The sequence below is a fragment of the Streptomyces sp. NBC_01244 genome (assembly GCF_035987325.1).
Classification (GTDB): Bacteria; Actinomycetota; Actinomycetes; order Streptomycetales; family Streptomycetaceae; genus Streptomyces.
On record NZ_CP108488.1, the window covers coordinates 4,041,955 to 4,063,363 of the forward strand.

General features: G+C 68.4%; 26 protein-coding genes, 1 tRNA gene and 1 pseudogene. 17 read left to right on the top strand and 11 right to left on the bottom strand.

The genetic code is table 11. From position 1 onward, the window contains the following. Positions 1-229 precede the first annotated feature (229 nt). From OG247_RS17890 to OG247_RS17935, 11 genes are all read left to right on the top strand, one after another. A complete protein-coding gene (locus OG247_RS17890; RefSeq protein WP_327253187.1) occupies positions 230-1,399 on the top strand; it encodes a sigma-70 family RNA polymerase sigma factor in 1,170 nt (389 codons plus the stop codon). A 101-nt stretch (positions 1,400-1,500) separates the two neighbouring features. After that, on the top strand, positions 1,501-1,665 hold the full coding sequence (locus OG247_RS17895; protein WP_327253188.1) for a hypothetical protein: 165 nt from the start codon (positions 1,501-1,503) through the stop codon (positions 1,663-1,665). A 26-nt stretch (positions 1,666-1,691) separates the two neighbouring features. Then, positions 1,692-1,772: transfer RNA gene (locus OG247_RS17900), tRNA-OTHER, on the top strand. Between the two features lie 111 nt (positions 1,773-1,883). Beyond that, positions 1,884-2,207, top strand: coding sequence for a hypothetical protein (locus OG247_RS17905; RefSeq protein WP_327253189.1), 324 nt, complete (start codon positions 1,884-1,886; stop codon positions 2,205-2,207). Between the two features lie 20 nt (positions 2,208-2,227). After that, positions 2,228-2,518, top strand: coding sequence for a hypothetical protein (locus OG247_RS17910; protein WP_327253190.1), 291 nt, complete (start codon positions 2,228-2,230; stop codon positions 2,516-2,518). A 233-nt stretch (positions 2,519-2,751) separates the two neighbouring features. Then, positions 2,752-3,462, top strand: coding sequence for an FAD-dependent thymidylate synthase (thyX, locus tag OG247_RS17915; protein ID WP_327253191.1), 711 nt, complete (start codon positions 2,752-2,754; stop codon positions 3,460-3,462). Then, positions 3,459-3,680 carry a hypothetical protein gene (locus tag OG247_RS17920; protein ID WP_327253192.1) on the top strand — a complete coding sequence of 74 codons (222 nt, stop codon included), beginning with the start codon at positions 3,459-3,461 and terminating at the stop codon, positions 3,678-3,680. The genes thyX and OG247_RS17920 overlap by 4 nt, the downstream gene beginning before the upstream one ends. Positions 3,681-3,945: 265 nt before the next feature. Further along, a complete protein-coding gene (locus tag OG247_RS44820) occupies positions 3,946-4,209 on the top strand; it encodes a thioredoxin family protein (protein ID WP_442813322.1) in 264 nt (87 codons plus the stop codon). Then, positions 4,202-4,606, top strand: a complete 405-nt coding sequence (locus OG247_RS17925) for a deoxycytidylate deaminase (RefSeq protein WP_442813323.1) — start codon at positions 4,202-4,204, stop codon at positions 4,604-4,606. Before OG247_RS44820 ends, OG247_RS17925 begins: the two co-directional genes overlap by 8 nt. Before the next feature lie 1,711 nt (positions 4,607-6,317). Continuing rightward, entirely contained in the window at positions 6,318-7,028 is a 711-nt protein-coding gene (locus OG247_RS17930) for a hypothetical protein (protein ID WP_327253194.1), read from the top strand. 103 nt (positions 7,029-7,131) lie between these two features. Next, positions 7,132-7,524 carry a DUF732 domain-containing protein gene (locus tag OG247_RS17935; protein ID WP_327253195.1) on the top strand — a complete coding sequence of 131 codons (393 nt, stop codon included), beginning with the start codon at positions 7,132-7,134 and terminating at the stop codon, positions 7,522-7,524. A gap of 83 nt (positions 7,525-7,607) precedes the next feature. On the opposite strand, the gene OG247_RS17940 is transcribed toward OG247_RS17935, so the two are convergent. From OG247_RS17940 to OG247_RS44825, 3 genes and pseudogenes are all read right to left on the bottom strand, one after another. Continuing rightward, a complete protein-coding gene (locus OG247_RS17940; RefSeq protein WP_327253196.1) occupies positions 7,608-7,802 on the bottom strand; it encodes a DUF397 domain-containing protein in 195 nt (64 codons plus the stop codon). Then, positions 7,799-8,380 (bottom strand): DUF5753 domain-containing protein, encoded by a 582-nt coding sequence (locus tag OG247_RS17945; protein ID WP_327253197.1) that lies wholly within the window; start codon positions 8,378-8,380, stop codon positions 7,799-7,801. Before OG247_RS17945 ends, OG247_RS17940 begins: the two co-directional genes overlap by 4 nt. Before the next feature lie 33 nt (positions 8,381-8,413). After that, positions 8,414-8,644, bottom strand: a pseudogene (locus OG247_RS44825) (helix-turn-helix domain-containing protein); the annotation flags it as partial. A 110-nt stretch (positions 8,645-8,754) separates the two neighbouring features. Between OG247_RS44825 and OG247_RS17950 the strand changes: the two are divergent. The 5 genes from OG247_RS17950 to OG247_RS17970 all read left to right on the top strand — a co-directional run bounded on the left by OG247_RS17950 (position 8,755) and on the right by OG247_RS17970 (position 12,420). Continuing rightward, a complete protein-coding gene (locus tag OG247_RS17950) occupies positions 8,755-8,988 on the top strand; it encodes a hypothetical protein (RefSeq protein ID WP_327253198.1) in 234 nt (77 codons plus the stop codon). A 444-nt stretch (positions 8,989-9,432) separates the two neighbouring features. After that, positions 9,433-9,555, top strand: coding sequence for a hypothetical protein (locus OG247_RS17955; protein ID WP_327253199.1), 123 nt, complete (start codon positions 9,433-9,435; stop codon positions 9,553-9,555). A gap of 12 nt (positions 9,556-9,567) precedes the next feature. Next, positions 9,568-9,912: a hypothetical protein gene (locus OG247_RS17960; RefSeq protein ID WP_327253200.1), complete on the top strand. Its 345-nt coding sequence runs from the start codon at positions 9,568-9,570 to the stop codon at positions 9,910-9,912. Between the two features lie 108 nt (positions 9,913-10,020). Then, positions 10,021-11,016 (top strand): low temperature requirement protein A, encoded by a 996-nt coding sequence (locus OG247_RS17965; RefSeq protein ID WP_327257522.1) that lies wholly within the window; start codon positions 10,021-10,023, stop codon positions 11,014-11,016. 141 nt (positions 11,017-11,157) lie between these two features. Continuing rightward, on the top strand, positions 11,158-12,420 hold the full coding sequence (locus OG247_RS17970) for a cytochrome P450 (protein WP_327253201.1): 1,263 nt from the start codon (positions 11,158-11,160) through the stop codon (positions 12,418-12,420). A 100-nt stretch (positions 12,421-12,520) separates the two neighbouring features. Here OG247_RS17970 and OG247_RS17975 read toward each other — a convergent pair whose 3' ends face one another. Then, on the bottom strand, positions 12,521-13,015 hold the full coding sequence (locus OG247_RS17975) for a DUF5949 family protein (RefSeq protein WP_266907972.1): 495 nt from the start codon (positions 13,013-13,015) through the stop codon (positions 12,521-12,523). Positions 13,016-13,072: 57 nt separating this feature from the next. Then, entirely contained in the window at positions 13,073-13,678 is a 606-nt protein-coding gene (locus OG247_RS17980; RefSeq protein ID WP_327253202.1) for a DUF4352 domain-containing protein, read from the bottom strand. Between the two features lie 175 nt (positions 13,679-13,853). On the opposite strand from OG247_RS17980, the gene OG247_RS17985 reads away from it, so the two are divergent. Next, positions 13,854-14,300 (top strand): DUF6299 family protein, encoded by a 447-nt coding sequence (locus tag OG247_RS17985; protein ID WP_327253203.1) that lies wholly within the window; start codon positions 13,854-13,856, stop codon positions 14,298-14,300. 13 nt (positions 14,301-14,313) lie between these two features. Here OG247_RS17985 and OG247_RS17990 read toward each other — a convergent pair whose 3' ends face one another. The 6 genes from OG247_RS17990 to OG247_RS18015 all read right to left on the bottom strand — a co-directional run bounded on the left by OG247_RS17990 (position 14,314) and on the right by OG247_RS18015 (position 21,261). Continuing rightward, complete coding sequence (locus OG247_RS17990; protein WP_327253204.1) at positions 14,314-15,534, bottom strand: RNA-guided endonuclease InsQ/TnpB family protein; 1,221 nt, start codon at positions 15,532-15,534, stop codon at positions 14,314-14,316. Between the two features lie 173 nt (positions 15,535-15,707). After that, positions 15,708-15,887: a hypothetical protein gene (locus tag OG247_RS17995; protein WP_243335422.1), complete on the bottom strand. Its 180-nt coding sequence runs from the start codon at positions 15,885-15,887 to the stop codon at positions 15,708-15,710. 120 nt (positions 15,888-16,007) lie between these two features. Then, positions 16,008-18,128: a SpoIIE family protein phosphatase gene (locus tag OG247_RS18000; protein ID WP_442813630.1), complete on the bottom strand. Its 2,121-nt coding sequence runs from the start codon at positions 18,126-18,128 to the stop codon at positions 16,008-16,010. Positions 18,129-18,142: 14 nt separating this feature from the next. Beyond that, entirely contained in the window at positions 18,143-18,505 is a 363-nt protein-coding gene (locus OG247_RS18005; protein WP_327253205.1) for a hypothetical protein, read from the bottom strand. Between the two features lie 32 nt (positions 18,506-18,537). Then, positions 18,538-19,803, bottom strand: coding sequence for an NAD(P)-binding domain-containing protein (locus OG247_RS18010; RefSeq protein ID WP_327257524.1), 1,266 nt, complete (start codon positions 19,801-19,803; stop codon positions 18,538-18,540). A 144-nt stretch (positions 19,804-19,947) separates the two neighbouring features. Further along, positions 19,948-21,261: a carboxylate--amine ligase gene (locus tag OG247_RS18015; RefSeq protein WP_442813325.1), complete on the bottom strand. Its 1,314-nt coding sequence runs from the start codon at positions 21,259-21,261 to the stop codon at positions 19,948-19,950. Positions 21,262-21,409: the final 148 nt, after the last annotated feature.

Here is a 21,409-nt window from a genome sequence, read left to right on the forward strand (position 1 = left end):
TGCCCGGATGAAAAACGAACCTACTCACGTGAGTGTGTTCGGGTTATGTTCGAGCTGCACGAAGGACGGACTGATCAGCCCCCTTCGGCAAGAGTCGGTGACCGATTGGTTGCCTTCGCCTGCCCAAACGTGGGGCGAACCTTGCCGTGAACAGGCTGTGACGTAGCTCCGTCGCTCCCCAGGTCACCGACTCCCTTACCCGGAATCAAACGACCTAGGGAGTCACCCAATGCTGTCTTTCGCCACGCTCACCGCTGCCCAGAACAACGACCTTGCCGCCGTCGCTGAGGTCATCGAAGCCACTGAGTCCCGCGTCTCTGTCCTTGCCGACAAGGCAGCGCGCCGGATGGCTCCGCACGGTGGGGCCCGTCTCGCTGACTACCGGGATGAGTTCGCCCAGGTTGGTCGTGTTGCCGTCTGGGAGGCTCTGAGCCGCTTCACGGACGACAACGTTGAAGCCTTCTTCCGGTACATCTACACGACCATTGAAGCCACCCTGAAGGACGCTGTCCGGTCTGAACGCAACGGCGCGGCGGGTGCTGACGAGAACGCCGTGAAGGTCTTCGCGTCCATGATGGAAGCCGCTGACGGCAACCCCTTCGAAGCCGAAAAGCTCGCCCAGACGATTCCGCCGAAGGGCAAGCGCCTGAGCGCAGAACGTGCCAACGCCGCACGTCTCGCGTGGCAGGGTGCCGTTTCTATCGACAAGGTCACGTCGGCTGAGAGTGCCGACGCGAACGGGTCCCTTGCGGACATCCTGAGCGTCACCGACGAAGAGCCCAACATCGTCCGCCCGAAGGTGGGCATGGGTCAGGTGATCATCGCCGCTGACGTCCTGAAGCGATACACGCCGATGCCTGCCGACGCCGACACTCGCGAAGCCTTCCTTGACGCGCTTGAGCTTGCGTCTACCGGCTGCACGACTCCGGCGGACGTGGAAGCCCTTGAAGACGCGGTGAAGGTCCCCAGTGACCCGCAGACGCGCCGGTACGTCATGGACGCCATGGCCGTTCTTCGCTCCGCCGTCTCCACTGCGACCGAAGGCGCGCTGACCGAAGACCTGATGACGGCGACTGATGACCGCATGGCCGATGCGCGCGAGAAGCACGCGCGGGTGAATGACTGCCTTGAGTCCATGGGTGCCGCTCAGCGCGACGTTCTGAAGCACTCGTTCGGCATCAATGGGGCCCTTGACTTCGGGTGGGGCGACGGGTGCGACATGGAAGGCATAGCGGCCTTCCTTGGCATGACTGAGCCCAACGTGAAGGCGCACCGCGCGAAGGGTCGTAAGGCGTTCGCGAAGCGCTACATAGCCGTTGTGGCACTCGACAAGCCCGCGCTTGCTGCCGTCCTCGAAGGTGCTGCCGCCGCGAACCTGACCAACAAGGGCCGCAAGTAGCTGGGCACCCAGGGCGGAACCTACTCACCGTGAGTGGGTTCCGCCCGGGTCACCGACTCCCTTACTGGCCAACGAGAAACACACGACAAGGAGAAGCCCCCATGCAGTCCTTCCGCCTTCGCACCGGTCACAAGGTCACGGCTCAGCGCGTGGACAACGACATTGAGTTCGTGACGTACGGCCGGAACGGCGACGTGATCAGCAGTGTCCGCCACTCGTTCGCGGAGTCGGTTCCGCTGATACGTCGGATGCGCTGCCACGGATGACGGCATGGGGGCTTCGGCCCCCACTAGCCCCGGTAGCTCAACGGCAGAGCACAACCGGCGGCCGGCTCAAGCCGGAAGGGTTGCGGGTTCGAATCCCGCCCGGGGCACGCAGCAACACAAGGCACTGACGAAGGGGGCACGCCGTGCGCGTGTGGAGAGTAGGACACGGGTCCGCGCTTGACTCCGGATTCCCGTCCGGCCCGTACACCTGCCGTGGAATGGCTGACGAAGACGTGACGACCCTTTGGGGCATGGCGTCGGATCACAGCAACTCGACTCACCCAAGCCCGCACGCTGACCCCCTTCTGAGGGGCATAGCAGATCACGAACGCTGCGGCTTTGATTCCCGCGAATCGCTCAATGAGTGGTTCGACGGATGGACGAACGCGCTAGCCGGCTGCAACTTCAACGTCTGGGAATACGAAGTTCCCGAATGGGCGGCGCGCGTCGGCAGGTATGGCCAAGTGGTTTTCGATTCACACGAAGCCGTTGAGATCAGCCGACACGAATTCACGCCCGAACAAATGGCGCTCTTCGCGTAACCCGAATGGAGAGAACACACATGCAGATCACGAACGAAACGAAGGCTCAGCTTCAGGCGGACAAGGGGCGCGTCATTGGCTTCGTGAAGTCCTCAGAGCCGGGGAAGATCAGCCTTGCCGTTGCGGGTGACCGGGCCGTGATGACTCCGGCTCAGGCGCGTCAGCTTGCGGCATGGCTGAACGAGGAAGCCGACAAGGGCGGACGCGTCTCCCCCGTGACCGGAAGGCCGGCTGACTGGCGTACCGCTGAGCTGAAGCGTCAGGAAGAGATTCGGGCGGCACTGAGTACCCCTTACCGCCGTGCCTACTGAGGTCAAGGCGCCCCGCGCTACCGCCTCACAGCGACGGGCCGAACGGATGGCTGACCGGGCTGACGCATGGCGTACCGCACGCGCACTGATCGGCCCTGAAGCCGGTTGGTACGAGGGGTTCACGCCCGAAGACGTTCTTGAGCTTGCGAAGTGGCTTGCCGGAGACGGCACCGACTGACGACGTGGCCCAACCTACTCACCGTGAGTGGGTTGGGCCGTTTGGAGAGACCCCCTTGAAGCTTGACCTTCTCGCGCACACGATCCTGAACGCGCCCACCCTCCTTGACGCGTACGACTATCGAGTGTCCGGAGCGCAGTACAACGCCGACCGACCGACGGACGCTGACGCGCTGGGCGAAGCCGCCGGACGTATCTGTTACAAGTCCTTCAGCCGGCCGAACCCGAAGACGGCGACCAACGCCGGGTACCTGGGCAACATCCTGAGTCAGGGTCACTTCAGCGTGCTTGAGCACAGTTCGGTGACCTTCCTTGTTCGCGACGTGTCCCGCGCGCTTCTGACGGAACTGACCCGGCACCGACACCTGAGCTTCAGCGTGGTCAGTCAGCGATACGTGAACTACGCCGGTACGAAGCCCGTCATTCCCCCTGCCGCTGACGACGTCACTGAGCGCCGGATTCGGGACGCGTACAACAGCGCAATGCACACGTACCTTGACCTTGCGTGGCACCTCGAAAAGATCGTTGGTCTCAAGCGCAAGGAAGCCCGCGAAGCCGCCCGTGCGGTACTGCCGAACGCTGCGCCCGTAGACATGGTGGTGACCGGCAACCTTCGCGCGTGGCGTGACGTGCTGGGCAAGAGGTACCACGTAGCCGCTGACGCTGAGATTCGAAAGTTCGCGGGGCTTGTCCTGGGGCACCTTCGCGACGTCGCCCCCAACTCCGTTCAGGATGTGCCGACTTCGCCTTACGGGAGTGCCCAGTGAGTGACGCTAACCCCTTCATGAGCCTCAGCCCCGCCGCTGTGGACGTCCTTGACGACATGGTTGAAGAGTGGCTTGACCGTGACCGGCACGGCGAACTGAACGGGAACTACGGCTACGGCCCGAAGAAGAGCGAAGCGTTTTCGCTGATCCATACCCAGGTTCGGGCAGCGTGGAAGGCGCGAGTCAACTACGCCGACGTAGAGGAGAGTTCAGAGTGAAGCGCACTGCCCTTGTGGTGTCCGCTGCCGTTGCTGTGGTCGCGCTTGCCGGGTGCTCAGCGGAAGACGACGACACCCGCTGTACGACCTTCACAACGGTTGCGGCTACGGCTCCGGCTCCGCCGGCCCCCGCTCCTAGGCCAACTCCCCCGGCTCCGAAGCCCGTTGCGCCACGACCGAACGTCGTGAAGCCCGTTCCGGCTCCGTCTCCGGGTGTCGCGCCCGTTCCGCCCCGTACGAACCTCGTGTGTTGGGAAGAAGACCAGTGATCAAGCCTGTATTCATCGGCGCTTCGTGGTGCGCGCCATGCAAGAAGACGTACCCGCTGTTTGAGCGTGTGTGCTCCGCTGAGGGGCTTGAGTGGGATTACGTGGACGTTGAGTCGTACGACTCACGTTCGTCCGACGTGCGCAGCGTGCCGACGATTCGCGTGTACGACGCTGACGGCGACATGTTGGCGGAGCATCGGGGCGGGGCTACGGCCGAAGAGATCAGCGCGCTACTTGAGCGGGGGCGCGCGCTTGTCTGACCGGCCTGATTGGGACGCGTACTTTCTGGCGGGTGCTGCCTGGGCGGCATCCCGTGCGGACTGTACGCGTTCCCAGGTTGGCGCAATCCTCGTAAACGCCAACAACGAAGTACGGGGCACCGGTTACAACGGGGCGCCCAGCGGCGTACCTGGGTGCGCTTCAGCCGGCGCATGCCCACGCGGTCAGCTCACGTACGCCCAGTGTGCCGCGAACACGGATTACAGCAACTGCGTTGCCGACCACGCCGAACGGAACGCGATCAGGCATGCACCTGCCGCTGAGCTTCCTGGGGCGACGCTGTATGTGACCCGCGAACCGTGCCCCGCGTGCTGGACGTTGATCCGTGCCGCCGGTATCCGTCGCGTCGTCACTCCCGATATTGACGTACTCACGTGAGTACCATAGAGTCTCCCTTGTAAGCACAACGAAGGGAAACGAAATGGTCTACATGCAGTGCGGCGCTTGCTCCGGGGACGTTCAGGTGACGGCCGAACAGTGGAAGAAGGACACTTCCGCCCCTTGCCCGAAGTGCCCGGACGGTGGCGTTGATCTTGTCCACGCACGACGGCACGGGGACGGTTTCTGATCCACCCAGGGCCCCCAACCTACTCACGGTGAGTGGGTTGGGGGTTTCCTTGTTTCCCGGGTACATGCTCACGTGAGTATGTAGTAAGCTACTCACGTGAAGACGGAACGAGAGGGGAACGAAATGCCTGAGGTTCGCGAACTGAAGTGCGTGACGTGCGAGAAGTGCGACGGCAACCCGAAGAAGGCGCATCTGTTCCGCTGGGTGAAGCGGTAGAAACCAGCCAAGCCCCAACCCACTCACGCTGAGTAGGTTGGGGCTTTTTGGCGTCTTGCTGACGTCTCGTCAGATGGCGTGCTCATGTCCCATCTAACTCTCTGGCGATTGTCAGTGTCGGGGGGTAGTGTCGAAAGCTCGTTCGACGGAGGTTGGTACATCCCGTCCGAAACCGACTGACACAACGTGCCTTTTTGGTGTTGACACACAGGGTCGCTTGAAGGTTGTAATACCCACGGAGGTTCTTTAGGCCATTCTTACGAACGATTCCGGCCTTTGGTCGAAACGGGACGATGTACGCACACGTTGCGCTCTTGGGGGGCCCACACATGCACGCTGCACCTTTCACCCTGGCTCTGTCCGTCTGGGTCCCAACCGGTACTGACCGAAAGTGGGTCCCATGCGGTCTGAGTGCGTCCCTGGGTGACGAAACGATCAAGTCATGTAGCGAACTGCGTGCCGTCCTGGGCGCTCACTCCCGCTTGATGGCACGCCTTCTCAGCGCTCCGCCGGCTCCGAAGTACGACGGGTTTCGGATCATCGGGCGACGCGCGGACACAGACGTTCTCGTGACCGAAGTCGAGTGGAAGCGCTCCACTGAGACAGGTCAACTCGTGCAAGACGGCGACGTGTTCACCGCTTGTGAATGGGTTCACTGCGCTTAGAGGAACCCAGGGTTCCGCTTTCCTCTCACCTGCTGTTAATGTCCCGTTAAGGTTCAGATTTGAACAACAAGATCGTTCAGGGGGTTCCGTTGTCTCGGCTCTTCGCTGCCATCGCTGCCACGGTGGCCGTGTTCTTCGCTGGACTAGGTTTCTCCGCTCACGCTCAGGATGCTCAGCGGCGCAGCACGCCCGACGAAGGCCCTGAGCCGACGACTCCGACCCCGACCGAACCGCCCAACCTGCACGCTCCGGACGTCACGTCAGAGCCCCTGAGCGACCCGCAGACGACCGTTCCGCCGGACTGTGCGCCCAGGCATGCGAAGCCCTCTGAACCTGCCTCAGAGAAGGCCACGCCTACCCACGTGCCTCAGCCGGCGAAGCCCGCCAAACCCAAGCACGCGAAGCCTTCCCCGGACCCGTCCGCGAAGCCGGGTGACCATGGCCCGTTTGCAGACGCTGAGGGTGACGGCAAGCACCTAGACGACCTGTTGAACTACATGCTGCGGGACAAGGTAGTACCCATGGGTGGGCGCTCTGACCGGCCACTATCGCTCAACTCGCCTTCCCGCTAAGCGAGTCACCGACTCCCTTACTGGCCTTCGCAGAGACGAAATCTCAACTATGCGAAGGAGCGCGAGAGTTGGACACGCGCATCATTACCCGCACGCGTCGTGTGTTGGTTGGCGGACGCTGGTTCCTGATCCTGGGGCTTGTCTTCTACAGCCTCATGACGACGACGCCGTTTGTCAGTGCACACAGCGAATGGACATGGTCCGGTTGGGTCCTGGGCCTGATCGTGGACGCCGCTTTCATCATGGCTCTGAGCGCCGAAAGCACCCTTGCGAAGTACGGCGTGCGGAAGCTGGGAGCGTGGCCGGTTGCTTTCCGCTGGGTGACGGGCCTCAGCTCAGTCTTCTTGAACGTGTGGCTGAGCGTCAGCGCGCGTGACTGGGTCGGCGTGGCCGTTCACCTGATCGCACCCGCCCTTGTGATGCTCCTTGCCGAAGTCGGTCCCGTCTACATGGCGGCACTCGCTGACGCTGAGCGTGAGGCGTCCGCCGAAGCCCTGAGCGCCCCTCAGGCGGCCGAAGAGCCTTCCCGCGTGTTCTTGGACGATGCGTCGTTCTTGGACTACCTGAGCGACACGGAGCCGGTTCCTGAGCCGGAGCCTGAGCCCCAGGAAGAGCCGGAGACGACGACCGAACGCCTGAGCAACAAAGAGGCTGACGAGATCATTGAGAAGGGTTGGCGGCACAAGGTGGACCCCGTACAGGTTGCCGCTGCCGCACGACGACACCCGGCCACCGTGCGCCGGAAGTACAAGGAACTTGACGCTGCCCTGAGCATCTAGACACCTGCCCCCGGTACTGGCCTTCGTGGTCGGTACCGGGGGCTTTGTCGTACCCCCCGACTACGATCACGACGCCTGCACACCACACCCACAAGGGGGACACATGCGCCGCTTCACCCTGCCTGCCGTCGTGATCACTGCCGTCTTCGCACTGACCGCTTGTGGCAGCGGAGCCGACGACAAGCCGAAGGCTGAAGCCCCTGTTGCTGCGCCCAGCTCTGTGCCGGCCAAGCCTGCCGCCGTTCCGTCGCCCGACGCTGCCCAGACGAAGGCGCTCATGACCGCGCTGAAGGGCATCAAGCCTGAGCTTGCAGCCGACGAAGAGCGTGCGGTGCGCCGTGCCCAAAACGTCTGCCAGGAGGTGAAGGCCGGTAAGGACGAAGCCGCCATGGCGACCAACGCCAACGCTCGTTTCTCCGGCGGTACGGCCGGACAGCTCAGCGACGCCCAGGGAGCGAAGATCGTGAAGGCGGTCAAGGACTCCTTCTGTCAGTAACCGCGCGTGGATGGGCACACGAGGAAGCCCCGCCACTTCGAAGGGGGTGAAGTGGCGGGGCTCAGGTCGAGATTCGGGCAGCGTCAGACGTCCGCGCGGACCAGTCCGACAAGGTCAGACCACGCGCCGACTGAGACCCTGAGGACCGGGCCGTTCGTAACCTTGCTGTCCCGAACGAGAACGGCGGGGGCGGCAGTGGGGTTGATCTCGACACACGAGTCATTGACGCCACCGCTGTATGAGGACTTGAACCAACCCGGGATGTCGTGGGCATTCATGTCATGCGCTCCAGTGCTGTACGGATCATGTCCAGCGAACGGGACGGCCGTTCCGCCTCTTCTGACAGCCGATCATAGACCCGCTGAGACTCCGCCACGTCGGCCGGTTCTTCAGTGTGGGCCCCGCATGCATGCCCCTCGGTATAGGCGGCCCGGCCGGCCCCCTGGTCAAAGGTGAGCAGGGTCAACAAGCCAGCGATGACGGGCGCGGAGAAGGGCAGAATGCGCACGCTGATGTTGGGTAGCTCTGCCACCTTGAGCAGGTACTCAAGCTGATCCGCAACGGCGGACCGGTCCCCAAGCTCAGCATGCAATACCCCCTCGTACAGGATCGTTGTCAGGTGCGGCGGGTCGGGGCGGGTCAGTATTTCCTGTGCCCGCTCCCACCGTTCATGTGCCAAGGCTTGTACGTCCTCAGGATGCGCGCCGACCATGCCGGAAGCCATCAGCGCGGCTGTGTACCGCTCGGTTTGGAGCGTTCCCGGCACGGCCGCAATGCCCACGTGGTAGATCGCTTCCGCGACGAACAAGCGCTTCATGTACGGCTGTGCGTAGTCCCTGACCTTCGTGTCACGCATCTGCCGAACCACAGCAACAAGTGAGTCCGGCGGTAGGTCAAGAGCCCGTTCAAGCTCACGTGCAAGCGGGACGTCCGGCGGGACAAGGCCACGTTCAAGCTCGCTGATCCGGGTTTGGTTGGTGTTCGTCTCCGCAGCTAACGCGGTCTGTGAAAGCGCGCTTCCGACCGCCCTACGCGTCTTGCTCGTACGTGACTGCTGTACCACGTACCCGATCCAATGGGCGGGGCTGTGGAACGGATCGGCTTCTTGCTTCCCTGGCATATGCGTCCTAGTCCCTTCAACTCCACTAGGTGACCCGTAGTCAGACTAGGTGCACAGGGCCATCGTGAGTCATGCAATTGCACGGACGACCGAAAGGCGGTGGGTACGGCATGGGCGTGGAGATCCATACGGACATCGGTTGGTTGGCGACGTCGGAACCCGACCCCAACCCGCCTACGGTCGGCGGCATAAGCGACTTCCCCGAACCGGCCGCGCGCTGCAAGGTGTGCACGGCGCTGGTAGAGGAACGCGCCGATGCGCTCGAAGCCTGCGACTGGCGAACGGTCGTGTCCTGTAACAACGAGCTGCGCAATCACCCTCACGCGGGGAGGGACGTCCAGTGATATGGAGCCCTGAGGCCATGACGCCGGCGGAGCGCAGAGCGCGCGCATGGCGGACGTACAACAGTCAGCGCGCCACCGAAGCCACGAAGCCGCCGGAAGCGCGCGAGACGGCCCCCTGTAGCCGCTCGTGCGAGTTCGCCGGCTGTGGCTGCAAGACGGACACGCGTACCGCCTGAGACTCCCGTTCCTGCCTGCCAACCCCACCGGGCAGGGGCGGGGCTAGACCTCCCGAAAGGGAGCCGTAGAGCCGGGTGGACACCCCCCGGAGCGTCTACGCACACCCTCTACAGGAAGGAGGTGCCCTTATGCACGCCGACCCCGATGAGGACCAGCACAAGCCGCCGCCCCCGGTGGCCTAGCAGACTCCGCCCCTTGCGGGGGTGGGCAGACGGCATCTGATCAATACCGGTCAGGTGCCCAACGGATCTACGGAAGGACTGCACGATGAAGGCGTACGTACCCGGCAGCATCCTGCGGGAGGTGCCGACTGAGGACGACGGCACCACCTTCGAGCCGATCGTTCCCCAGCCGCAGGACGACCCGCCGACCCCGCCGCCGAACGAGTAGAAGTGAGTAGCCATGAGCGAGCGTGAACACGGGCACTTCGTGTACGGCGTCGATGTCACTCGGCCCGACTGGCATAACGAGATGATGAAAGACGTCTACCGCACGGAGACGAAGCCTTTCACGCCCGCCCCTGGCACTCACAAGGAGCGCACTGCCGCTGAGGTTTCGCGAAATGAGTTGATCGCGAACCGGTACAGGAACACGCGTTGCCGGGTCTGCAAGGTCAGCCGCGACGTAGACGCGTGGGTGGTCTACATGCCCAGCGAAGAAGTGCACGTGGTCTTGTCCTGCTGGGACTGTGGTCAGCAAGTGAAGGCAGGCAAGATCGAAGGGGACACAATCGTGCCCCTGGGCTAGTTGCCAGTGCGTGCCGGCCCCGTCCGTGTCTCCCCCCGTGGGGCATGGGCGGGGCTTCTTCTTGCGAAGTACTCGCACGTCAGAGCCCCGTACGGGTAACATGTTGTCCTGTTGGTTCACGGGTGGGCGTGGATGAACTTCACGTGGTTCGCCTCCGCCTACGACTGCGACGACGTGCCGTACCGGCTCGCGACGCTCGTCCAGATCAGCGGCGTGCTCGTCTACGCGGCGGGCGTGAGCCGGGCGTTCGACCAGGACGACTGGACGGTGCCCGTCATCGGCTACCTGATCATGCGCGTCGCGCTCACCGCCCAGTGGCTGCGCGCCGCCTCCGGCGAGAGCGGCGAGGCGCGCGCCGCGGCCCTGAAGTACGCGGCGGGGCTGGTCCTCTGCCAGGCCGGGTGGGTGGCGCTGCTGTTCGCCCCGGACGGCTCCAAGCGCTGGCTGTTCCTGATCCTGGTCGCCGCGGAGCTGCTGGTTCCGGTGGTGGCCGAGCGCGGCCACCAGACGCCGTGGCACGCCCACCACATCGTGGAGCGCTACGGCCTGTTCACGATCATCGTGCTCGGCGAGACGATCGCGGCGAGCACGGTGGCCGTGAAGTCGGCGCTCGACGAGCACGAGGCCCTGGGCGAGCTGCTCCCGATCGCGGCGGGCGGGCTGCTCATCGTCTTCGCCGCCTGGTGGATCTACTTCGCGGTGCCGATGCACGAGCACTTGGAATCCAACCGGGAGGCGATCCCGTGGGGGTACGGACACCTGTTGATCTTCGCCTCGGGCGCGGCGATCGGCGCGGGCATCGAGGTCGCGGTCGAGCACGCGGTCGGCAAGGCGCACGTCTCGCAACTCTCCGCGAACGCGGCCGTCACCGTCCCGGCCGCGCTCTTCCTGCTGATGGTCTGGCTGCTGCACTCCCGCCACTTCAAGCGGGGCCTCGCCCAGCAGCTGACCCTGCCGCTCTCCGCCCTCGTGGTACTGGCCTGCTCGTGGACGGGCACGTACGCCGTCCTCTACGCGGGCCTGGCCGCGGCGGCGACGGTCGCACTCGGCCTGACCCTGGCCAATCGCACCGGCCCCGCCCCATCCAGCCCCGCCGGCGCTTGAGGCGACCTTTCAGCCCGCCGGCGTTTGAGGCCACCTTCAGCCCCGCCGGCGTTTGAGGCGCGGGGGTCCGGGGGCGGCGCCCCCGGCAACGGCGCCGCACCGGACCCGTCACCCCCGCGCCCCCGGCACCGTTTTCAGCCCATGACACTCCCCGCACAACGCCCCGGCCCAGCCGCCGGCAGGGCTGCTGACTCCACGGAACTGGCCGACCCGGCCTTCTGGCAGGCGCCCCCCGCCCACCGGCTGGCCGCCTTCGCCCGCCTGCGGGCCCTGGACTCCCCCGTGTTCGTCCCCGAAGGGAGCGGGCACTGGGCCCTCGTACGGCACGCGGACGTGCAGGAGGCGAGCCGGCTGCCCAAGGTGTTCGCCAGCGCGCCCGGGGTGACGACGCCCGAGCCGGCCCGGTGGGTGCGGGCGCTGTTCGGGGACTCGATGGTCAACCTGGACGGCGCCGAGCACGCGCAGCTGCGCAAGATCGTGCAGCGGGCCTTCACCCCCCGGCTGCTGGCGGCCGCCGAGGAGGACATCCACGCGGTGGCGGCGCGCATCGTGGACGACGTGCTGGACCGGCGGCCGGACGAGTTCGTCGAGGCGGTGGCCTCGAAGCTGCCCCTGGAGGTCATCTGCAACATGATGGGCATCCCGGAGCGCTACCGCGCCGAGATCGCCGACCGCGTCAACCACGCCTCCGAGAACATCGGCGTCGAGCGGGGCCTGGCGGCCCGGCTGCGGATGCCGGGGCGCGGACTGCGGGCCCTGGCCCGGATGCAGCGGATGGTGGCGGGGATCGGGCGGGAGCGGCGCGAGAACCCGACCGACGACCTGATCTCGGCCCTGGTCTGCGCGAACGTGGACGGCGAGGCCCTCGGTGCCCGTCAACTCGGAGCCTTCTTCTCCCTGTTGATGGTGGCCGGGGTGGAGACCACCCGCAATGCCATCACCCACGGCCTGACCCTGCTGACCGACCACCCCGACCAACGCGACCTGCTGCTCGCGGACTTCGAGGCCCACGCGGACGGCGCGGTGGACGAGATGATCCGCCACTCCACGCCGATCATCCAGTTCCGCCGGACGGTCGTCGCCGAACACACCCTGGGCGGGCACGCGTTCGCCCCCGGCGACAAGGTGGTGCTGTACTACGCCTCCGCCAACCGCGACGAGGCCGTCTTCCCCGATCCGGACGCCTTCGACATCACCCGCTCCCCCAACCCCCACCTGGGGTTCGGCGGCGGCGGACCGCACTTCTGCCTGGGCGCGCACCTGGCGCGGGTGGAGATGAAGGCGCTCTTCCGCGAGCTGCTGACCCGCCCGGTCGGCCTGCGCGCGGTCGGCCTGCCCGACCTGGCCGGGTCGAGCTTCGACAACCGGGTCCGCTCGCTGCGCTTCGCCTTCGAACAGCCGTAGTCCTCGGCCCGGACAAGACGGACCGGCCACCGGGCAGGCTGGGAGCCCGGCGGCCGGAGCGGGGGGCCGGCGCGCGCGCGAGGCGGTCCCGCGACAGGCCCTAGCGCTGCAGGCGCCGGACCGCGAGGACGGCGTGGGCGCTGTGGTTGAGCACCTCGGTGTCACCCGCGAACGCCTGCAGCGTCTCGGCGTCGACCGGCCGGCCGGGAACCGCCTCGGGCCAGGCGCGGGTGGCGAAGAGGAAGTACGCCTGCCCGCTGTCGGCCGCCGCCTTGACCCACTCCGGCGGGGCGATGCACTTCGCGTTCATGCCCGGCAGGGTCAGCGCGATCTGGTTGCCCTCCAGGAGGATCTGCACCGGGAAGGAAGCCGGGTTGCGGACGCCGTCCATCACCACGTCGCCGATGGGCAGGCCGATCTCCTCCAGCAGCCCGCGGGCGGCCGCCTCGCTCGCCTCGGGACCGTCGGGGCCGTCCCCGAGGATGTAGGCGAGGAGATAGGGAATGTCGTGGGCCTCGTCGGGGTCGCCGATCCACGCGAGCACCGAAAGGGTGCCGAGCTTGGAGCGGTCGAGTTCGGCCTGGGTAGAAGTCATGCGCCGCACCTTAGTGGTCGACGGCCCGGCCCTTTGACGCCGTTTCACCCGGGCGGGCTAGACCGCCCAGAAACCACCTCCGGAATTCGCCAGCATGTTCGCGTCCTGGTACTGGAGCCGCACGATGCGCGTGTTTTCCGGAATTTCGAACACCACCCATCCTTCGGCCCGCTCACCCACCGCGAGCGAATCGAAGACGAGCGGTTTGCCGGTCGTGAGCTCCCCGGTGGGCACCACCGGGTGGCGCTGCCCCGCGCCGTCGAGCGCCCACATGCGCCCGAGAGCCCCGTACGAGGCCCCGCCGACGTTGACGAAGGACATCGAGGCGGCGACCCAGCGCTTGCCCGCCGCCGGGGCGAAGTTCTTCTCGACGCTGACCGCCGGATCGACGTAGGCGGCCAGCACCACCTGGAGGTGACGGCCCACCTCTTTGCCCCTGACCCGTACGGAGTCACCCACATGGGCGTCCTTGGAGGCGGCCCGCGCCACCCCGTCCCGCTCCGCCGAGGGGTCGTCCCCGACGCCCGGCGCACCGTCGTCCACGGGCACGGCGGGCACCGCGGCCGGGGCGAGGGCGGCCCCTTCGGGGGCGCGGGAGCAGGCCGTGGCACCGATCAGCAGGAGCGGGAGGAGGGCGGCCGTGGCAAGAACGGACTGGCGCATGCGGGATCCCTTCGGGGATCTTCGGGGACGTATTCCGGTCAGTCTCACGCGCCCGAGCGGGCAATTGCACACACCGACACGATCCCGCGGAACGCATTGACCTCCATATGCCAGCACAATGCGTTCCGGCGGAATTCCGCGATCCCTTGAACCCCTCGTCCAACAGGAGGAACCGATGGCCACGACCGGCCCCCGCATGGCCTTGGCGGCACTCGCCGCACTGGGCGCCACGGCGGTATTCACCGCCCCGGCGAATGCCGCGCCGTACGGCAATGACATTTACGTATCTTCGGAAGCCCACATCGCTCCCGACGGCACGATCCACCTTTTCGGTGAGTACCGCTGCACCGCCCCGTCACCCTCGGGAGCGGTTCAGATCAAGGCGACCATCGAGCAGGAGGACGTCCGCCTCAGCATCGGCGGCGGCGACGCCCAGTGCGACGGCGCGGTGCACGACTGGTCGGCGCACGGCACGCTCCGGCTCACCCCGACCGTGCACGCCGGCGAGGCTCTGGCCAGGGCGGAGCTGCAGGAGATCCACTTCGGCGGCGGGCTGCTGCCCCGGTCGATCGACACGGTCGCGCAGGACTCCCGCCCGGTCCGGGTGACCGACCACCGTTGACTTCCGCTCCCCCCTAAAGAGAGGGGATTCCTACCACGGTCAGCTGACCGTCTCGGCGGGTTCCTGCTTCTCCGCGCTGTGCCGGGACAGGTCCCGGTCTTACCCGCGCTCGACAGGCTGACACTGCCAGTCCGGCAGCCTTGGCGACGTTGACCGCCGCGTTGATGTCCCGGTCAAGGACGGCCCCGCACGCCAAGCACTCCCAGTCGCGGATGTGCAGTGGCTTGGGGCCGTCCTTGACGCCGCACTGCGAGCACACCTGAGAGGTCGGTTCGAACCGGCCGATTCTGTGGAAGGTGCGCCCGTACCGGGCGGCCTTGTACTCCAGCATGGCGAGGAACGCCGACCATCCGGCATCGTGGACGGACTTGGCCATGCGCGTTCGGGCGAGTCCTTTGACTGCCAGGTCCTCAACGGCAACCGCTTGGTTCTCGCGGATGATCTTCGTTGAAAGCTGGTGGTGGAACTCGCGCCGAGCGTCGGCAACCCGGGCGTGAGCGCGGGTGACCTTGATGCGGGCCTTGGTCCGGTTGTTGCTGCCCTTGGCCTTGCGGGACAGTCGCCGCTGTTCCCGTTTCAGTTTCTTCTCCGCCCGGCGCAGGAAACGTGGGCTGTCGATCTTCGTGCCGTCCGAGAGGATCGCAAAGTGCGTGAGCCCCAGGTCGATGCCGACCTGACCAGCCACCCCAGGCAGCGTTTCATCCTCCCCCGTATAGACCACGAACGAGGCGAAGTACCTTCCGGACGCATCCTTGATCACGGCCACCGTGGACGGCACGCACGGGAGGGCGCGGGACCACTTGACCCGGACCTCGCCGATCTTCGGCAACGACAGGCCACCGCCGGCCGTGATCTTCCAACGGGCGTTGGCGGTGAACCGTACGGCCTGCCGGTTGTCCTTGCGGGACTTCAACCGGGGTCCACCCATCCGCGGGCGCTTGCCCTTGAGGCCGTCAAAGAAGTTCCGGTACGCGGCGTCGAGGTCTCGAAGGGACTGCTGGAGCACGACGGCGGATACCTCGCCGAGCCAGGAGCGTTCGCCGGTCTTCTTCGCCTCGGTGATCAGCAGCGTGGAAAGGTCCCCGGTCTTCGGGAACGGCGCACCCTCGGCGCGGGCGGTCTCACGTGCGCGAAACGCATCGTTGTAGACCACCCGTGAGCACCCGAACGCCCTTGCCAGCGCCGAGCGCTGAGGACCGTTCGGGTACAGGCGAAAGCTGTATCGCAGCTGCACACCAATCAGCGTAGTACGGCTCCTCCATGGCTGAATATCAGAACTTCCGAACGGGTCGGCATTGCGCTCACCACGTACACCCGTTCGTGAACTTCCCCCCGAGGGCCGCCCTATCCGAGCTGGTCAACAGCCTCAAGGAGTCGGCCGGACCGGAGCGTCAGCGACCATGGCCGTCAACGGCACGCGGGCGCCTCGCCCGTCATCGACATGAAGGCCACCGTCTGACACCCCGGGTCCGTGTCCGGACGCCCGGTCGACCAGTCCACCGCCGTCGCCGCCCCGGCCGCGCACAGCAGCAGCGCCAGGACTCCCGTCACCGCGCGCTTGCTCAGCCGGCGCACGGCAGGTTCCACAGAAACCGTTCCATGGCGGCATCATCACCCCGCCCCCACCGCCCCACAACTCGACGTGAGCGACCGGTCACGGTCCGCCCCCTCGCGGAGTACTCCTCCCGGAGCACCTCACGGAGCACCTCACGGCGCGCTCCGCGCCGCGCTGCCCGCCGCGGAGAACTCGCACCACACCGCCTTGCCGTCGCCCCGGGACTCCACTCCCCAGTGCGTGGCCAGCGCGTCCACCAGCAGCAGCCCGCGCCCCGTGGTCGCCGACTCCCCCGGGGTGCGCCGGCGCGGCCACACGCTGGAGCGGTCCTTGACCCACAGCCGGATCCGCCGGACGGGCTCCGGCAGCACCTCCATGGTCAGCACCGCTCCGCCGTCGGTGTGCAGCAGGGCGTTGACGAGCAGCTCTCCCGCCGCCAGTTCCACGTCGTCGGCGAGTTCCGGCATGCCCCAGTCGCGCAGTGCCTGGCGCAGGGCGTAGCGGGCTTCGGAGAGCCCCTCCGGGTCCGCCTGGTGCACGTACTGGTGGATGCGCGGTGCCCGGTGGGTGCCCGGGTCCGGGGCCCGGCGCAGCACCAGCAGGGCCACGTCGTCGCCGGAGCCCCAGCGCTCCCACAGCCGGTCCGAGAGGTGGTCGGCGAGCGCCCCGGCTTCCTGGGGGCCGCTGCGGACCGCGTGGGCGAGGGCGTCCATGCCCTGGGTGATGGCGGTGCCGGGCTCTTCCACGAGGCCGTCGGTGCACAGGACGAGGGTCTCGCCGGGGACCAGGTCGAGCCGGGTCTCGGGGAACTCCTCCTGCTCGAAGACCGTGGCCAGCCCGAGCGGCAGGCCGCCGCGCACGTTGGGCCAGCCCGTTCGCCCGTCCGTGTGCCGGATCAGCGGTCCGAGGTGGCCCGCGCGGACCGCCCGTACGCCTCCGGTCTCCAGGTCCACCTGCGCGTACATACAGGTCGCGAACCGTTCGGTGTCCAGCTCGGCCAGGAAGCGGGAGGCGCGCGCCAGCACCGTGGAGGGCGGATGCCCCTCGCCCGCGTAGGCCCGCAGGGCGATGCGGAGCTGGCCCATGATGGCGGCGGCGTGCGTGTCGTGGCCCTGTACGTCGCCCACGACGATGCCGACGCGGTCGCGGGGCAGCGCGATCACGTCGTACCAGTCACCGCCGACCTCGCGTCCGCTCCAGGCCGAGTGGTAGCGCACGGCGATCTCCCCGCCGGTGATCTCGGGGATCCGCCGCGGCAGCATGGCGGCCTGCAGCATGGTGGCGAACTCGCGCTCCTGGTCGAAGAGGAGCGCCCGCTGGAGCGACTGGGCGACGATGCCCGCCAGGCCCAGGCAGAGGTTGCGCTCCTCAGGGCTGAAGTCGGTGCGGCGCCGGTAGAAGAGCACCAGTCCGCCGATGGCCTCGGCCTGCGCGATGAGCGGGAGGTAGGCGGCCGCGTCGTACTGGATGCGGCCCAGGTAGTCGGCGAGCAGCGGGAACTCTCCCGCCAGCTCCGTCAGGGAGGTGACGAACCGCGCCTTCCTGCTGAGCACCGCCTGCGACAGCGGCAGCCTGCCGTCCAGGCGGGTGAACTTGCGCTCGCTGAGGATCTCCAGGGACTCCCCGCTCAGCGCGATGATCTTGATGTGGCCGCCCTCGACCAGCCCCAGCGCCATCCCGTCGACCCCGAGCCGCTCCAGCGCGCCCGCGCCCGTCAGCGTGGCCGTCACGTCGTCGACCGTCACGGCCCGCGACAGGGCCTCGGTGGTCCGCTGCACGATGGTCGCCTGCTGGGCGCGCGCCGACTCCAGCTTGCGCAGCACCGTGAGGTGGGCGAGCTCGGCCGTCGCGTCCCGGACGATGCCGACGATGCGCACCGGGCGCCCCTCCGCGTCCCGCAGGACCCGGCCCTGGGTGTGCGTCCACTGGTCGCGGCCGTCGCGCCGCTGCACCGTGAAGTACTGGCCGTACGCCTCCTCCCCACCGTCCAGGGCGCCCTGGACGGTTTCCCGGAGCCGCGCGGAGTCGTCGATCGGGATCCGCAGCCCCAGGCTGTCGGGGGTGCCGTCGAAATCCTCCGGCCCCAGGTCGAAGACCGCCATCCCGGCCTCGTCCATGGCCATGGTTCCGGCGCCGAGGTCCCACTCGAAGCTGCCCATGCCGTTGAGCGCGAGCCGCTCGCCGGGGCCGATGAGGGGGTGCCGGGCGCTCCCGGCACTCCCCGCGCTTGCGGGGCCCTCCGGTCTCTTGTCGCGTCGCTCCGCCGCTGCCACGAGACTCACACCACCTAACGGCCGGGCCAGCACGGCTGGGAAATGAGCCGCTCCCACTCCTCGTCAGGATGCCCCGGAAGGGTGCGTCCGGCCTCCTGCCAGCGCTTGACGAGGGAGAGGTAGATCATCGAGGGGTCGTACGGGGCCTGCGCGTGCTGGGCCTGCGCGTACGGAGTCTGCTCGTGCGGGGCCTGCGTGTGCGGAGTCTGCGCGTGCGGGGCCTGGGCGTGCCGGCCGTGTGCGTGCGGGTACGGGTCCTGCGCGTACGGGGGCTGCCCGTACGGCGGCGGGGGCGCCGCCCGCGTCGTGCCGGGCTGCTCCGCACGGCTGGCCGGGATCCTCGCCCAGCCCCGGCCCTGTGCGCGCTCATCGCTCATCGCGGACCCCTCTCACGTCGTGTGACTGGCTCTCACGCTCTGTGCCCGGCGGCCGTGGCCCGGTCGGTCCGGGGCGCGCCGGTGGATCCCGTCAGCGGGCTCCGGGCCCCCAGACGCTTGCGGACTCCTGACACCAGTCTCCCCGCCGTGAAGCCGGCACCGTGCACGAATCGCATGGAAGGGCCGAATGAGGGAGCGGTCAGCAGCCCCGCGAAGAACAGCCCCGGCCACGAGGACTCGAAGCCGGGGCTCAGCTCCGGCGTCCCGCTCCGCCCCACGGTGGCCAGCGCGGCCCGCAGCCCCGCGTCGAGCAGCTCCAGCCGGGCCAGGTCCGGGGTGAAGCCGGTCGCCGCGATCACGTGCGAGGTGTCCAGGACGACGGACTCCCCGGAGGCGGTGGACAGCCCGAGCCGGGTCCGCCCGCCCGTCGGGACCGCCCGCTGCAACCGGTGCCCGAGCAGGACCGGGACCCGGTGCTCGAAGCGGTCCCGCAGCCACCAGGCCCCGGCCGGGCCCAGCGCGGTCGCCGCGATCCGCTCCCGGGTGGGCGCGGGCAGCCGGCGCACCGCCCAGGGCAGCTCCGCCCAGGCCCAGCTGCGCCAGCCGGTGCCGAGGCCGCTGTGCGGATCGCGCAGGGAGCGCAGCGGGGGCCGCCGCAGCGGCTGCGGGACGGTGTTCCAGTTCAGCCGGGACCGCCGGGCCACCAGGCACGGGCGGGCCCCGTTCTCCGCGAGCAGGGCCGCGGTCTCCAGGGCCGCCTGCCCGGCACCGAGCACGGCGACCTCGCGGCCGGCGAAGCGGGTCAGGTCGCGGTGGCCGCTGCTGTGCGAGTAGTGGGCCGCGGGCAGTTCCCGTAGCGCCTCGGGGTACCGGACGAACGGCATCACGCCCACGGCCAGCGCGACGGTCCGGGCGAGCAGCGGCGGCCCCTCGGCGGTGCGGATCAGGAAACCCCCGCCCTGCGGGGTGACTTCGGTGACGGTCGCCTCCTCCACCGGGGGTGCTGCGTGCCGGGCGAACCAGAGCCCGTACGCGCTGAACGTCCCGATGGGCAGCGGAGTTCCGTGTTCGGCGGCGATCCCGCGGCCCGCGCAGTACTCGGTCAGTGTGTAACGCCCGCCGGGCGCCGAGAGGTTGGATGACCACGGCTCCGATTTGAGGTACATGCCCTCGGGCATGTGGTCCCGCCAGGAGGCCATGGGCCGCCCGAGGACCCGCACCCCGAGCCCCGCACCGGCCGCGTGGGCGGCGATCGACAGCCCGTAGGGCCCCGCTCCGACCACCACGAGGTCGTCCATCCGTGTCACCGCAATCCTTCCAGCCTCATGGTTCATCCCCTGCCACCTGCGCCCCGGGCCGCCTTACGCCCCTACGCCCCCTACGCCCGTGAGCCCGTAAGCCCCTACGCCCGTAAGCCCGTACGGCGTCACCGCGTCAGGCCGTCACCGCGTCACCAGCTCGTCGGGCTCCGCCGGGGCCTCCGGCGGAGCGGACCGGGGGGCGGGCGCGCCCGAGGCTCCGGCCGCGGCCGGCGGGGGCAGCTCCCGGCCCCGCTGGCGCGGCGCTCGGACCACCGCCCGGGCCGTGCGGCGGCCCTGCGCGGGGACACCGCGCAGCACCCGCACGGCCTTGACCGCACCCCGCCCCAGGAAGGCGGCGAGCATCGCGAGGAACGGCATCGGGTCGTCGGCCGCGAACCACGCCGCCTCCACCTGCCCCCGCTCCCGGCCCGGTCCCCGGCCCCGGCCCACGGGCGTTGCCGCAGCCGTCCGTACGGACCGCCCCGGCTCGGCGCCCGCCCCGGCGGGCGGGGCCGGGGGGCGGCGCGGGAGCGAGCGGCCGCGCACCGCCGCGAGCAGGGCGTAGTTCTCCGCCACGAAGACCCGGCCGGGTCCGCCGGACGGCTCCGGGACCCGTTGGCCCGTCAGATCCAGGTACATCGCCTGGACCACGTCCAGGCCGCCCGTGTCGGTGAAGAGCCGGAACTGCGCCCCCGGCCGCGGGTTGAAGTCCACCAGGCGGAAGACGCCCCGCTCGTCCCGGCGGAAGTCCAGGTCCAGGATCCCCTGGTAGCCGAGCCGCTCGGCGAGCCGCAGCCCCGCCTCCTCCACCGCCGGGTCCGGCAGCCACCGCCCGACCGCCGTCAGCCCCGTACGCACCGGCCAGGACAGTTCCTTGCGCCCCGACCCGGTGATCAGCGGACGCCCGCCCCGGGCGAACGCGCCGTGGAAGAACCAGTCTGTGTCCGGCCCCGCCGGCAGGAACCGCTGGAGCAGCAGCCGGCTCCCCGCCTCCTCCGCGCGCTCGTACAGCCGGCGCGCCTCGGCGGCCGCGTGGAGCAGGGTGGTGCTGCGCAGGCCCGCGCCCTGGGGCAGCAGCCACGGCCGGCTCCACTTGGCGATCACCGGGAGCCCCAGCCGCCACGCGGCCTCCGCCGCCTCGGCCCCGCTCGCCGGGATCACGGTCTCCGGGTGGGGTACGTCCCACCGGACGCAGAGACGCGACAGCTCGGCCTTGTCCGCCACCCGCGCGGGCAGGTCATCGGGCTGATGGGGAATCCGGAAACGGTCGCTCAGCATCGGCCCGACCCGGGACACCGCGATCGCGCTCAGGTCGTCCATCGCGATGAGCACCGCCGGGCGGCCGATCCGCTCGGAGACCCCGGTCAGGCACTCCAGCAGCGCTTCGGGCGCCTCGGGGTCGACGCCGCCCGAGGGCCCGGGATGCACGGCACGCAGGTAGCGCGAACGCCCCATGGGACCTCCCCCGGCCTCGACGACGGCATGGACCTCCACACCCGTGCGCCCAAGGGATCTGACGGCGCCGAGGGTTCCGTGGTGGAACGGATTCCGATCGAGTCTGAGCAGAACTGCGGGCACTTGGCTGGGATGCGCGTGCATGGGA